This window comes from Paraburkholderia caffeinilytica (genome assembly GCF_003368325.1).
GTDB classification, from domain to species: Bacteria; Pseudomonadota; Gammaproteobacteria; order Burkholderiales; family Burkholderiaceae; genus Paraburkholderia; species Paraburkholderia caffeinilytica.
The window spans coordinates 1,857,961-1,871,435 of sequence record NZ_CP031467.1 but is presented as its reverse complement, the minus strand read 5'-3'; the positions used below and the strand labels follow the sequence as shown (position 1 = coordinate 1,871,435).

The window sequence follows — 13,475 nt, the reverse complement described above, 5'->3', positions numbered from 1 at the left end:
AGCCCGCCAAACTAGGCGGGCTTTTTTTTGCCCCGAATTTCCCGCGTCCTCCAGAAAAGACAAAGCCGGCTGGCCCTCTCCACGAGGCCGCCGGCTTTATCGCGTCTGCGCTGAACTCAGAACTTGTATGAAACGGCCAGGAACGAAATGATCGGATCGGCTTTCAGCTCCGCCTTCGAGACACTCAATTCCGTGCCGTCCGCCGCTTTGATGATGACCGACGAGGTGGTCTTCAGCGGAATGTACGTAACCGATGCCACGAGACCCCAATGGTTGGTGATGTTGTACGAGAGCCCCGCGTTGAACACCGGCTGCCACGACGACGACGCCTTCGCCGACACCTGCGTCTGCCCCGGCTTGCCCGCGCCCGCTGCCAGCACTGAACCGAGATTGTTCTGCGTCGCGGTGACGAAGTTCTGGCTCAGCTGAACGTCGGAGAACCAGTTGTACGACACGCCGATACCCACGAACGGCCTGAACTTGGCCGTTGGCGCATTGAAGTAGTACTGGAACAGCAGCGCCGGGCTCCACTGGCGCACGCTCTTCACGATCGGATTAGCCTGCGGATCGCCCAGATTCTGCTGGCCGAGCGCGCCTGCCGGTCCTGGCGGCTTCACGGTGCCGTGGCCGTAGAGCTTGAAAACAGGCGGCACGCCCGCCACCGTCGACACGGCGATGTGATCGGTGAGGTAATGACTGAATACGAGGCCGACGGTATTGGCGGTACTGGTCGACAACCCTGTGCCGCTAGAGGTGAACGAGCTCGGCAGACGCAGCGGCGTATTGATCGGCGTCGGGGCGACGTTCGTGGTCAGCGGCGTGCTCGAATCCTGTGGCATGACGTGGAACCAGCCGAGCACGGCGACGTTGTCGCCCGCGTGTTGTGCGTGCGCACTGACCGACAGGCAAGCGGTCAGTAGCGCGAAATAGATTTTTTTCATGTTATTCCTCCCAGGGGCGCGCGTTGCATTCGTCGCGCGCGGCGAGCGACGGCGGCCTGGCTGCTCGCCGCTGCGCTGGATACTCGGTGGGCGCCGGCTGCCGCGCGATTGTTGTGCGCAGCAGCCGGGACGCGAACGCCTCGTTGCGTGTCGGCGGCGCGTGCTGCGTCCATTACTGGACGAAGGCGCCGATCGTGAAGTACGGCGAGGCCGCGTTGGTCAGATCGAGGTAGCCGAACACGCCACCCGTGAAGATCATCTTTCCGGTCGGCGTGGTACCCGTCGAGGCGCCCACTTGCGTGGTCGTCACGACGCCCGGCACGGCCTGCGTGAAGTCCAGATTCAGCGCGGTCGCGAGCGAGGCCTGCGAGGCGTTGAACGGATCGAGCAGCGTGGCCTGTGTGCCTTCGAGCGCTGTGGTGCGATAGTCGAACTGGCTATCCACGCCGATGTACTCACCGTTTTGCGAGTTCACCGCGATCGAGGTTTGCGGCGCCAGAATCGAGATGCCCGATTCGTCGTCCGCATACGGGCCGAGTTCGCCATTCACCGGCGTCGTCACCGACGAGTTCGCCGCGCCGGTTCGCACCAGGATCGGCACGACCTGGTTGCGCAGCTTGCCGACGATCATGTAGCCGCGAGCCTTGGGTGTCGTGGCGAGCGTCGGTTTCGCCTGGCCCAGGAACTTGTCGGTTTCGAACGCACCGCTGCCGTCCGACGACTGCACCAGGTTCGTACCCGGCTGCTGGCACTTGCCCGCGTTGACGCCGGAGTTGTCGCATTCGGTCCACGTGCCGTCCGCGTTGATCGTGATCTTCGTATCGACCGCGACCGGCGCGAAGTTCTGCGACGGAACCTGGTGATAGCCGAGCTGGTTGTAGGTGCCGGCCACGTTCGCGAGGTTCGTTTCAATCGATGAGAAACCGATGAACGGGTAGTACGGGAACGTGGTGTCGGGCACCGCGCCGACACCCAAAATCCCGCCGAATGAAATTTCCGCACCCGGGATCGTGCCGCCTGCGACGCCTTCGCCAACGAAAATACGCGCCGGCCGATTGGGGTCGAGACTGGCGCCGTTCAGACGGAAGGCGCATTGGTTGAGCTTCTGCGTCGGCAGCAAGGTTTCCTGGGTCAGCGTGCCGCTTGCGCTCTGGCCGGCGCGCGTCGGTGAGACGGTGCCGGTGGTCGCCGGAATTGGCGATTCGATGTAGCTGATCTGCCAGGTCATCTTGGTCGTGTCCATCTGCAGCTTGACCAATTCGCCGTCGCCGCCGCCGCCCGTGAACACCGTGCCGTAGTCGAGCGACGCGGGACACAGGCGAACTTCCGTCACGGGCCCGTCTCCGTTGCCGCCGCCACCACCACCGCACGCCCCCAGTAACGGTGCTGCAAGAGCGAGCACCGAAAGTAATCTCGATTTCATACCGCCTCCAGAATTTTCTCGTTGTGTGTGGCCGACTCCCTGTCCTGCCACCTTTTGCTCTATTTATGTCTCGTACTGCGAACTGCCGGTCCTTCGTTCTCTTCGTTCTCTTCGTTCGTTACTTGCTGATTTGCGCGCCGATGCCGAAGTAGGGGGCGCTGGAAGCAGTGCTGCTGAGCTGCGAAGTTGGCGCCTGGCCGCCATTGACCGTGCCTTGAATCTCGATTGCGTACAGTCCGCCTGAGGCAATCGCCAAACCGGTTTGCCCGTTCGCTTGCTGGACGCCGACCAGTCCCGGGCTCTGCAGACCGTAACCCAGGCCGAAGCCGTCTTCCGCCGCAGAAGTCGACGGGTTGATAAAGGTGCCTACTCCGCCCTGGATCAATGTCGCAGTGGATTTGAAGTTCGAATCCGCGCCGACATAACCGCCGTCGAAGCCGCCGGATGCGAGCGGCGTGGCGGCGGCGAGCATCGCGATGCCGGATTCGTCGTCGACCTTGGCGTCGAGATGCAGCGGCGCCGTACCGAGATTCACGAGGCCAGTGCGGACAACGACCGGCACGGTTGCGCCGTTGATCTGGCCGAGGATCATGTGCGCCGGCGCTACGGAACCGCTCGTCCCAGTGGGCAGCGTCAGCTGAGTTCCGATCTGCGGTGTGTTTTGACTATCGAAGTAGCCACTGCTGTTGAGTGTCCAGGCGGTGCCGGTCGTCAGGCAGCCGCTTGCGCTCGGATGAAACGCTGCGTTGCTCGCATTGGAGCCGGTGCAATTGCCACTGGCGTCGAAGGTTTCAACCGTGTTCGTCGCTGTGGCCGCATAGGAGCCTGACGGCACGATGTGGTAGAGCAGCCCGTTGTAAGTGCCGGGCAACTTGGTGATATCCGTCGTCGTGCTGGCAAAACCAAGGAACGGGTAAAAATCGAAGTGCCGGTTCGGAACGGCGCCGATGTTCTCCAGGCCGGGCAGCGGGGCAATCGTCAGCCCGTCGTACTCGACCGTCGCACCTGGAATGCCGCCGCCGGCCACGCCCTGGCCGACGAGGATCATTGGGGGATTCGGATTGTTGACGTAGTCGGGTGTCGTATAAGGCTGGCCGTCGCCGACGCCTGTACCGGTGCCCGCGCCGAGAATGAACGCGCAGCGCGTCTGTTCGGCGGTCGGCAGCGCGCCGGTCGGCGGGTGGATCACCGCGCCCGTGATTTGTGTGCCCGCGCGCGTCGGCGTGACTTCACCCGTGCGCAACGGAATCGGCGACTCGAGCCACTTCAGCGTGTACGTCATCGCGGTCGCGTCGATGTTCACCTGCACCACTTCGCCGCTACCCGCGCCACCCAGGAACGTGGTCTTCACGATGTCGGCCGTAGCCGGACAGAGCGCGGTCGTACCGCTGTTCGAAGTCGGCGGACCTTGCACGCCGCAGCTCGCACCGGAGCATTGCGCCGAGTTGATCGTGCCGGGATTGTCGGCCTTGCCGCCGCCGCAAGCGATGAGAAATGGGGCCGTGGCAATGGCCATCGCCAGGCCTCGAGTAATGCCGTGCGACATGCTGTTGTCTCCCTTCCTGTAATTGTGCGAACTAATTTCGCTGCGCAGTTAATGCCTGTCAATTGAATGAGCCGTCTAAAAAGATCGATTCAAACAGCGAAATGTTTGGCGGATGCGCACCATGTGGGGCCTCGCGGCCCTTTTAAACAAAAAAGGATTTTCGGGTTCGACAGCGACACCGTTGCTTCGCCGCACACCCTTGCCAGACAAGCGTTGCAGCAAAATGGCTCTATGATCTTCGAACGACCGTTCGACAAAAAATCCGGAGTTTCCCTATGCGGAAAACTATGCTGAGTGGGTCAATTCAAGGAATGTATTACCGGCGCTTGATGAGCAGTCCGATTTTTCTTTTTAAAGTAATTCGGGCTACTACTGATTAACTGTGAAAGGGAGATTCTGACGGCAGGTTTTTAAAACAAAAAAGCCGGTCTGCAAAGACCGGCTTTTTTGCGGATTGACGGCGAATTGCAGTCTGTATCTCGAACCCGTTCAGCGTTTCAAGCCGGTTTCTTCGGCGGCGCCGATTGCGAGGTTCATGCACTGGATTGCCGCGCCCGACGCACCCTTGCCCAGGTTATCGAGGCGCGCGACGGTCACGAAGCGCTCTTCATTGCCGAACACGAACAGGTCGACACGGTTGGTGTCGTTGTTCGCCTGTACGTCGAAGAAGCCGCTGTCGAGATTCGCTTCCGCGTCGAACGGCGCGACGTGCACGAAGGCCTCGCCCGCGTAGTACTCGGCGAACAATGCCTGTACGTCTTGCGGCGTGGCCTTCTTGGCCAACTGGTTCGGCGAGAAGAACGTGGTGACCGCGAGACCCTTGTAGAAGTCGCCGACGATCGGCGTGAACACCGGCGCAGACTTCAGGCCCGTATGCGCCGCCATTTCCGGCAGATGCTTGTGCGTGAGACCGAGTGCGTAAGGGCGCGGGCTCTTGAGCTTGTCATTACCGCCGGCTTCGTAGTCGGCGATCATCTTCTTGCCACCGCCGCTGTAACCGGTGATCGAGTACGCGTGCGCAGCGAACTCCGCCGCCACGACGCCAGCTTCGACGAGCGGACGCATGGCCAGCACGAACGCCGATGCATGGCAGCCCGGCACGGCGATACGTTTCGCGGTGCGCAGACGCTCGCGCTGCGAGCGTGCGAGTTCGGGCAGCCCGTAGGCCCAGTCGGCCGACGTGCGGAAGGCCGTGCTGGCATCGATCAGCACGGTGTGGTCGTTCTCGACCAGCGAGGCCGACTCGCGCGAGGCGGCATCCGGCAGGCACAGGAACGTGACGTCCGATGCGTTGATGAGACGACGGCGCTCTTCGAGGTCTTTGCGCTTCGCTTCTTCGATACGCAGGATCTCCACGTCGGCGCGCTGCGACAGGTATTCGAAAATCTTCAGGCCGGTCGTGCCTTCCTGTCCGTCGACAAAAACTTTCGTGCTCATCTCGATCTCACTGGCTTGCTGGAAACGGGGCGCGACACCGCGCCGGAACGCTATTTTAAGACGTGATAGCGGCGGACGTGCGAAACGGGGTGAAAAAACGACGATGCACGCCGAAAATGACATCGGCGTGACCGGTTATGCGGCAGATGCAAGCCGATGCGAGTGGGTTCGTGGCAGATTGCGGCGCTTTCCACGGGCCGGGTAGCACGCGGCCGGGCAAGCGCCGCGCCCACCTCGAATGCGCGATCTGGCTACTGCTTCCCGGCGCGAGCCTTTGGACGCTGCGTTATCGAGCCCCCGCGTTCCATCGCGCCGTCACGTCGGCGATGCGCTTGCCGAACATCCGGGCCGTTTCCAGATCGCCGGCGGGTGGCGCTTCTTCCGGCGACGCGTCCGCCGGCGACTGCGCCAGCAGACCCGTGAAGCCGCCCACGTAGTTCAGGTCGTTGCGGGTCGCCGCCTTGGTGTTCGAGGGCATCATGCCAGTGCCCGCCCAGATCATGCTGTGTTGCATCGCCAGCGTGACGAAATACTGGATCGTCGAGAACTTGTCGCCGTTCATCGTCGCCGAGTTGGTGAAGCCGGCCGCGATCTTGTCCTTCCACGTCTGGCCGAACCACGGTTTCGAACTCGCGTCGGCGAATTTCTTGAAGTCGGCGGAGGGACCGCCCATGTAGGTCGGCGCGCCGAAGATGATGGCGTCGGCGGCCGCCAGCTCTGTCCAGGCCGCGTCGTCGATCTCGCCGACCGGCACGAGCTTCGCGTCCGCGCCGGCTTCGAGCGTGCCGGCCAGCACGGCCTCGGCCACTTTCTTCGTGTGGCCGTAGCCGCTGTGATAAACGATGACGATCTTCGACATGGCATTCTCCGGCAAGATGAAAAAGTAGAGGTGAGTACGGCAACGGTGCGCGCGCGTGGCGACGCGACATCGACAAGCATCGCCTATGCCGCCTTGTCGCACAGTAGCGTGCGTGGATGACAGAAATTCGGCTGCGTCGGCAATGCGACGCGAGCTGTATGTCCGGTGGCGTGTCGAGCCAGCGTGACTCGCGGGACTCGACTCGCCGCGCGACTTGCGTCGCGCTTCGGTTCGTAGGCGGTGCGGTTCGAGTCAAGTGCCGACGGACACCGCTATCGTCCGTAGTTGACCACCATTCGCGCGCTGCCGAGCGTGGCAGTGCTGATCTCGTGATCGAACATGAGCGCCGGGCGTCCTTGAGCGAGGCGCAGGTTCGCGCTGCTGAGCGCATAAACAGTGACGATGTAGCGATGAGGTTTGCCCGGTGGCGGACAGGGGCCACCGTAGCCGTCGATATCGAAGTCGTTGCGTGCTTCGACTGCGCCGAGTTTCTTCAGGAAGCCCGACGAACTGGCGTTTTCCGGCAAACTGTCGACGGTGGCCGGAATCGCCGCCACGGCCCAGTGCCACCAGCCGCGGCCGGGCGCATCCTCGTCGAACACCGTGACCGCGAAGCTGCGCGTGCCGGCCGGCGCATCGTGCCACGTCAATTGGGGGGAGCGGTTTCCGCCTTTGCAGTCGTCCTGATCGAAAACCTGAGCGGCATCGACGGTACCGCCGGCACGGAAACTGGCGCTGGTCAGCGTGAACACACCCGCGGCGAATGCGTCAGGACCATGCGCCGCGAACAGCGTGACGCCCAGCATCGCGCAGGCGAGGGACGGCATACGGCGGAAAAGCGAAGCAAGCGAAACAACCAGGCAACGCGAGCGCATGTGCCGGTTCTCCTGTGAGGGCGCGAGGCGGTAGTCCTCGCAAAGATTATTGTCCCTATTTTGTGCCCCAAGGTCGAATCAAGTCTAACATTCGCTTCGTGATGGATCATTGTTGCCGCCAGCGGGCTTGGCGGACGCGAAATCGGCTATAGTCGGAGGAATTATCCGCGCGAATACAGACGGCGTACCCGATCAGTTCAAGTACCAAGAATAGAAAGGCATGTCAGACGTTCTGGAGAGTGGTTTTTCTGTCGAGGGGAGGGCAATGCAAGATCCAGTCAGGGTCGTGGTCGCAGACGACCACCCGGTGATTCTGTTCGGCGCCGAACAGGCTTTGCTCAAGTTTCCAGGTCTGCAGGTCGTCGCGCGTGCGCGACAGTCGACCGAACTGGTCAAGGTGCTGCAAACCGTTGCGTGCGATGTGCTCGTCACGGACCTGGCCATGCCAGGCGGCCAATACGGCGACGGGTTGCCGCTGATCGGCTATCTGCGCCGCAATTTTCCCAATCTTCCTATCGTCGTGCTGACGATGCTGGAAAACGCCGCGTTGCTCAAACGGTTGAGCGAACTCGGCGTGACGTCGGTCGTCAACAAGTCGGACGATCTGAGCCATATCGGACTCGCGGTGCAGCACGTCAGTCGCAACCTGGAATACATGAGCCCGTCGGTCAAGGCGTCGCTCGATACGCTGCGCATGAATGCCGGCGGTAAGAACGACGACGTGATGCTGTCGCGGCGCGAACTCGAGGTGGTGCGACTGTTTGTGTCCGGTATGACGATCAAGGAGATCGCGGAGCAACTCAATCGCAGCATCAAGACGATTAGCACGCAGAAGAATTCGGCCATGCGCAAGCTTGGCATCGAACGCGATTCCGAGTTGTTTCAGTACGCGCAGAGCAACGGTCTGCTGAATCTGTCGTCGCATTCGGTCGACGACACCGGCGTCGCGCCCTAGTCGCGACCGAACCTTCGTCCAGTTTGACGAGCCCGATAAAAAAGGCCGCCTGTCTTATCGACAGGCGGCCTTTTCATTCCATTCGTATCAAGCGATTGCGCTTACTGAGGCGCCGCGTTGGCGCCGCCGTGCGCCGCGGACCATTCGGCCGGTGCGTGCAGGAATTTCTCCACTTCGTCGAGCGTCTTGGTGTCGAAGTAGTTGTTGGCCTTCGCGACCCGCAACACGTCCCACCACGTGGCAAGCGCATGCAGATCGACGTCGATGTCTTTCAGCACCGACACGCTTTCCTTGAAGATGTTGTAGTGGAACAGCACGAAGCAGTGGTTCACCGTTGCGCCGGCGGTGCGCAGCGCATTGATGAAGTTGATCTTGCTGCGGCTGTCCGTGGTCAGGTCTTCGACCAGCAGCACGCGTTGACCTTCGGTCAGCAGGCCTTCGATCTGCGCGTTACGGCCGAAACCCTTCGGCTTCTTGCGCACGTATTGCATCGGCACCATCAGGCGGTCGGACAGCCATGCCGCGAACGGGATGCCGGCGGTCTCGCCACCGGCCACCGCGTCGATCTGTTCGTAGCCGACGTCGCGCAGGATGGTGGATTCGGCCATTTCCATCAGGCCACGGCGCACGCGCGGATATGAGATCAGCTTGCGGCAGTCGATATAAACCGGGCTCGCCCAGCCGGACGTGAAAATGTACGGTTTCTCCGCGTTGAAGTGCACTGCTTGCACTTCCAGCAGCATCTTGGCGGTCGTGTCGGAGATCGTCTGGCGATCGAAGCCTGTCATGGGCGGATCCTTGGGTATGAGCGGGGAGAAGCGGGCGCGAGGCCCGGTGGCGCAGCAAGCGGGGTATGCCGCGCCATGATGGGCGGAATACGTAGCCGGTCAGTGGAGCGCAGACCGGTTTTGCTACGCGCGTAGGCCGACATTTTACCCGAAACGGGCTCTCCCGAGGAGGTCCCCGTGCGTGCCGGCAGCGAATGGCGGCCATAACGGCCTTGCTGGGCGGCGCTTGTGCGGTTCGTCCTGAGTCGCCTGGCTGCTGCTTTTCGGGGTGTTTTTTGGCCTGCTTTTTGGCTTGCTTGTGAGCGGCTTGAGGCGCCCTTACACTCACGCGACTTTCCCTGGCGGCCTCGCATGTTTGCCGCCTCCATGTCCTACGGAATGCTTTCAATGACCGCCGTTTCTTCTGCCGCCGAGGCCCGCGAATCTGCCAATGGCTATCCCGCCCGGGCGCTGGTCGCTTCGGTACTCGGTTATGCGATGGACGGCTTCGATCTGTTGATCCTCGGTTTCATGCTGCCGGTGATTGCCGCCGATCTGCACCTGAGCTCCGCGCAGGCCGGTTCGCTCGTCACGTGGACGCTGATTGGCGCAGTAGCGGGCGGTTTGATTTTCGGCGTGTTGAGCGACTATTTCGGCCGCGTGCGGATGCTGACGTGGACGATCTTGATCTTCGCCGTCTTCACGGGACTGTGCGCGCTGGCGCAGGGTTATGCCGATCTGCTGGTTTATCGGACCATTGCCGGCATTGGTCTTGGCGGCGAATTCGGCATCGGCATGACGCTGGTGGCCGAGGCGTGGCCGGCGTCGCAGCGGGCGCGGGTGTCGTCCTATGTCGGGCTGGGGTGGCAACTCGGGGTGCTGGCGGCCGCGTTACTGACGCCGCTGCTGTTGCCGGCGATCGGCTGGCGCGGCATGTTCGCGCTTGGATTGCTGCCGGCCGTAGTGTCGTTTTTCGTGCGGCGCCGCGTCGAGGAGCCGGTGCTTTTCACCGAACGTGTCGCACGCGGGATGCGCAAACTTCCGCTCAGATTGCTGGTGGCCGATGGACGCACCACGCGCGCCAGCATCGGCGTCGCGATTCTCTGTTCTGTGCAGAACTTCGGCTATTACGGTCTGATGATCTGGCTTCCGAGCTATTTGTCGAAGACGTTCGGCTATTCGCTGACCCGCTCCGGCGTGTGGACGGCCGCGACGGTTCTCGGCATGGCGTGCGGTATCTGGCTGTTCGGCATGGCCGCCGACCGGTTCGGCCGCAAGCCGACGTTCCTGATCTACCAGGCGGGCGCGATGGTGATGGTATTCGTGTACGCCCATCTGACAACGCCGGCGGCGCTGCTGATCGGCGGCGCGGCAATGGGCGTGTTCGTCAACGGGATGATCGGCGGTTATGGGGCGTTGATCTCCGAGCTTTATCCGACCGATGCGCGGGCTACCGCGCAGAACGTGCTGTTCAACGTCGGCCGGGCGGTCGGCGGTTTCGGGCCGGTGGTTGTAGGGGCATTGGCCGCACGCTATTCGTTCGGCGCCGCGCTCGCCTTGCTCGCGTCGATCTATCTGCTCGACGTCTTCGCTACGCTCTTTCTGATCCCCGAACGACGCGGCGCCGAGCTCGAATGACATGCGCATGACTCGCGCTTGATCCATGCTTTGCATGGCCATTCAGCACGCATGGCCATCCGCACATCGGCTGCCGGATGCGGCGCTGCAGCATTGCCGACCGGTGTTTCGCCGATGGCGAGCCGTGTTAACCACTCAGTGCATCGACGCATTCGGGGTGTACACTAACCGACCCGCGTAGCACTCCGCATCGTCTTGTCCTCCGCCGAGGTTCGACGCCGCGCCCAACCGGCGCATGCGAAAACCGCTGCAGTCGATTATCCATTCGATAGACGCGAAGCGCCCCAACGGTGCGGTGTGCCGGGCCCAATTACTTACGTCTCGCAGGCTAAAAAATGGACGAACAACTTAAGCAAAGCGCTCTCGCATACCATCAGTTTCCGAAGCCCGGCAAGATTTCGGTCACGCCCACCAAGCCGCTGTCGAACCAGCTCGACTTGTCGCTCGCGTACTCGCCGGGCGTCGCCGCGGCCTGCACGGCGATCTACGAAGACCCGCTCGACGCGCAGAAGTACACCTCGCGCGGCAACCTCGTGGGCGTGATCACGAACGGTACGGCCGTGCTCGGTCTCGGCAATATCGGCCCGCTCGCCGCGAAGCCGGTGATGGAAGGCAAGGGTTGCCTGTTCAAGAAGTTCGCCGGTATCGACGTGTTCGACATCGAACTCAGCGAGTCCGATCCGGACAAGCTGGTTGAAGCCATCGCGATGCTCGAACCCACGTTGGGCGGCATCAACCTTGAAGACATCAAGGCGCCGGAGTGCTTTTACATCGAAAAGAAGCTGCGCGAGCGCATGAAGATTCCGGTCTTCCACGACGATCAGCACGGCACCGCGATCATCGCTTCGGCGGCTATCCTGAACGGCCTGAAAGTAGTCGGCAAGAAGCTCGACGAAGTGAAGCTGGTGTGCTCGGGCGCGGGCGCAGCGGCCATCGCGTGTCTCGATCTGCTGGTGAATCTGGGCCTGTCGAAAAAGAACGTGCTGGTCACGGACTCGAAGGGCGTGATCTACGAAGGCCGCGGCAATCTTGATCCGTCGAAGGAGCGTTACGCGGCGAACACCGAAGCGCGCACACTGGCTGATGCGATTCGCGGCGCAGACGTGTTCCTCGGCTGCTCGAGCGCGGGCGTGCTGAAGCCGGAAATGGTCGTCGAAATGGGCACGCGGCCGCTGATTCTGGCGCTGGCGAATCCGGAACCGGAGATCCGCCCGGAAGAAGCGAAGAAGGTGCGCCCGGACTGCATTATCGCGACCGGCCGTTCGGACTACCCGAACCAGGTCAACAACGTGCTGTGCTTCCCATTCATCTTCCGCGGCGCGCTGGATGTCGGCGCAACCACGATCACGGAAGAAATGAAGCTCGCATGTGTGCGCGCGATTGCGGAACTGGCCGAGGAAACCGATCAGGGCGATGAAGTCGCCAAGGCGTACGAAGGCCACTCGCTCGAATTCGGCCCGGAATACCTGATCCCGAAGCCGTTCGATCCGCGCCTGATCATCAAGATCGCCCCGGCCGTCGCGCAAGCCGCGATGGACTCAGGCGTCGCGACGCGTCCGATCAAGGATATGGACGCGTACCGCGAAGAACTCGGCGCGACCGTGTACCGCACCGGCATGGTGATGCGTCCGGTGTTCGCCGCGGCGAAGTCGGAGCCGGCGCGCATCGTGTTCGCCGAAGGTGAGGACGAGCGCGTGCTGCGCGCCGCGCAATTCGTGTTGCTGGAAAAGATCGCCAAGCCGATTCTGGTCGGGCGTCCGTCAGTGATCGAGATGCGTCTGAAGAAGATGGGTTCGAAGCTGAAGTGCGGTGAGGACTTTGAAATCGTCGATCCGGAAGACGATCCGCGCTATCAGCAATGCTGGCAGGCGTATCACGAGCTCGGCGCGCGCGAAGGTGTGACGCCGGACGTCGCGAAGGCCGCGATGCGCAAGTTCAACACGCTGATCGGCGCGATCCTCGTGCGTCTCGGCGAAGCCGACGGCATGATCTGCGGGATGATCGGCCAGTACCACACGCATCTGAAGTTCATCGAGCAGGTGCTGGGCAAGGCGGACAACGTGCAGAACTTCGCTGCAATGAACCTGCTGATGTTGCCGGGCCGCAATCTGTTCATCTGCGATACGTACGTGAACGAAACGCCGACCGCCGAACAGCTCGCGGACATGACGATGCTGGCTTCGCGCGAAATCGAAAAATTCGGCATCACGCCGAAGGTTGCCTTGCTGTCGAATTCGAACTTCGGCAGCGCGCCGTCTGCGTCGTCGCAACGTATGGCTGCGGCTCGCAAATTGATCGCCGAGCGCGCGCCTTCGCTCGAGATCGACGGTGAGATGCACGGCGACGCGGCGTTGTCCGAAGCAGTCCGCAAGGCTGCGTTCCCGGGCACGACGCTGAGCGGCGAAGCGAATCTGCTGATCATGCCGAACGTGGAAGCGGCGAACATCACCTACAACCTGCTGAAGATGATCGGCGGTGAAGGCGTGACGGTGGGTCCGTTCCTGCTGGGCGCGGAAAAGCCGGTGCACATCCTGACGCCGGCTGCGACCGTGCGCCGGATCATCAACATGACGGCGGTGGCTTCGGCAAACGCACGCAAGGCGGTGAACGCGCAGTAACGCGGACAGGTTGATGGTTGAAGCGACGCCGCGCATGGCGGCGTTTGCGATAAGCCTCTGGGAACGCCACGGAAGTTGATTCCGTGGCGTTTTTTTATGCATGCGTTCTTATTCTGGTGGCCGTTGATCTGAGAGATTCTTATGCGATGAGGTGAGCATTTAAGAATGCTCCTATTCGATTCGCTGTGACACTTTTGTAAAGTTACTTCTGAAGCGCAACACATCGCGATGGCAACGGAACAGTCGGCTGGTCAATCCCTGCATCGTGGCTGGCGTCGCGCTTCCCCTCATGTTGGGAAGTTTGTAGTGGCAGTAACAGTAGTTCTGGTGGTGAAGACAGTAGTATCAATGGGTTGCAGTATTGGCGGTAGGTGTGCGTAGTTGGCAGTTGAAGTAGCAGTTGAAATGGCAGTTGG

10 protein-coding genes are annotated in these 13,475 nt (G+C 61.9%); 3 read left to right on the top strand and 7 right to left on the bottom strand.

Annotation, left to right across the window (positions count from 1 at the left end; translation table 11 throughout):
• Positions 1 to 116 precede the first annotated feature (116 nt).
• From DSC91_RS24585 to DSC91_RS24560, 6 genes are all read right to left on the bottom strand, one after another.
• On the bottom strand, positions 117 to 941 hold the full coding sequence (locus tag DSC91_RS24585; protein ID WP_115781252.1) for an OmpW/AlkL family protein: 825 nt from the start codon (positions 939 to 941) through the stop codon (positions 117 to 119).
• A gap of 172 nt (positions 942 to 1,113) precedes the next feature.
• Complete coding sequence (locus DSC91_RS24580; RefSeq protein ID WP_115781251.1) at positions 1,114 to 2,364, bottom strand: DUF2957 domain-containing protein; 1,251 nt, start codon at positions 2,362 to 2,364, stop codon at positions 1,114 to 1,116.
• Between the two features lie 118 nt (positions 2,365 to 2,482).
• Entirely contained in the window at positions 2,483 to 3,910 is a 1,428-nt protein-coding gene (locus DSC91_RS24575) for a DUF2957 domain-containing protein (protein WP_115781250.1), read from the bottom strand.
• A 489-nt stretch (positions 3,911 to 4,399) separates the two neighbouring features.
• Complete coding sequence (argC, locus tag DSC91_RS24570) at positions 4,400 to 5,347, bottom strand: N-acetyl-gamma-glutamyl-phosphate reductase (RefSeq protein WP_115781249.1); 948 nt, start codon at positions 5,345 to 5,347, stop codon at positions 4,400 to 4,402.
• A gap of 286 nt (positions 5,348 to 5,633) precedes the next feature.
• Positions 5,634 to 6,206, bottom strand: coding sequence for a flavodoxin family protein (locus tag DSC91_RS24565; RefSeq protein WP_115781248.1), 573 nt, complete (start codon positions 6,204 to 6,206; stop codon positions 5,634 to 5,636).
• Between the two features lie 272 nt (positions 6,207 to 6,478).
• Entirely contained in the window at positions 6,479 to 7,081 is a 603-nt protein-coding gene (locus tag DSC91_RS24560) for a YbhB/YbcL family Raf kinase inhibitor-like protein (RefSeq protein WP_115781247.1), read from the bottom strand.
• A gap of 265 nt (positions 7,082 to 7,346) precedes the next feature.
• On the opposite strand from DSC91_RS24560, the gene DSC91_RS24555 reads away from it, so the two are divergent.
• Positions 7,347 to 8,036, top strand: a complete 690-nt coding sequence (locus DSC91_RS24555; RefSeq protein WP_115781246.1) for a response regulator — start codon at positions 7,347 to 7,349, stop codon at positions 8,034 to 8,036.
• A 101-nt stretch (positions 8,037 to 8,137) separates the two neighbouring features.
• Here the strand turns inward: DSC91_RS24555 and DSC91_RS24550 are convergent, their stop codons facing one another.
• Positions 8,138 to 8,824 (bottom strand): orotate phosphoribosyltransferase, encoded by a 687-nt coding sequence (locus DSC91_RS24550; RefSeq protein WP_115781245.1) that lies wholly within the window; start codon positions 8,822 to 8,824, stop codon positions 8,138 to 8,140.
• A 387-nt stretch (positions 8,825 to 9,211) separates the two neighbouring features.
• On the opposite strand from DSC91_RS24550, the gene DSC91_RS24545 reads away from it, so the two are divergent.
• Both DSC91_RS24545 and DSC91_RS24540 read left to right on the top strand, forming a co-directional pair.
• A complete protein-coding gene (locus DSC91_RS24545; protein WP_115781244.1) occupies positions 9,212 to 10,441 on the top strand; it encodes an MFS transporter in 1,230 nt (409 codons plus the stop codon).
• A 335-nt stretch (positions 10,442 to 10,776) separates the two neighbouring features.
• Entirely contained in the window at positions 10,777 to 13,059 is a 2,283-nt protein-coding gene (locus tag DSC91_RS24540) for an NADP-dependent malic enzyme (RefSeq protein WP_115781243.1), read from the top strand.
• Positions 13,060 to 13,475: the final 416 nt, after the last annotated feature.

Bases quoted from the DNA above. Each gene is read 5' to 3' on its own strand.
- DSC91_RS24585 (WP_115781252.1), bottom strand. From the start codon at position 941: ATGAAAAAAATCTATTTCGCGCTACTGACCGCTTGCCTGTCGGTCAGT.
- DSC91_RS24580 (WP_115781251.1), bottom strand. From the start codon at position 2,364: ATGAAATCGAGATTACTTTCGGTGCTCGCTCTTGCAGCACCGTTACTG.
- DSC91_RS24575 (WP_115781250.1), bottom strand. From the start codon at position 3,910: ATGTCGCACGGCATTACTCGAGGCCTGGCGATGGCCATTGCCACGGCC.
- argC (WP_115781249.1), bottom strand. From the start codon at position 5,347: ATGAGCACGAAAGTTTTTGTCGACGGACAGGAAGGCACGACCGGCCTG.
- DSC91_RS24565 (WP_115781248.1), bottom strand. From the start codon at position 6,206: ATGTCGAAGATCGTCATCGTTTATCACAGCGGCTACGGCCACACGAAG.
- DSC91_RS24560 (WP_115781247.1), bottom strand. From the start codon at position 7,081: ATGCGCTCGCGTTGCCTGGTTGTTTCGCTTGCTTCGCTTTTCCGCCGT.
- DSC91_RS24555 (WP_115781246.1), top strand. From the start codon at position 7,347: ATGCAAGATCCAGTCAGGGTCGTGGTCGCAGACGACCACCCGGTGATT.
- DSC91_RS24550 (WP_115781245.1), bottom strand. From the start codon at position 8,824: ATGACAGGCTTCGATCGCCAGACGATCTCCGACACGACCGCCAAGATG.
- DSC91_RS24545 (WP_115781244.1), top strand. From the start codon at position 9,212: ATGACCGCCGTTTCTTCTGCCGCCGAGGCCCGCGAATCTGCCAATGGC.
- DSC91_RS24540 (WP_115781243.1), top strand. From the start codon at position 10,777: ATGGACGAACAACTTAAGCAAAGCGCTCTCGCATACCATCAGTTTCCG.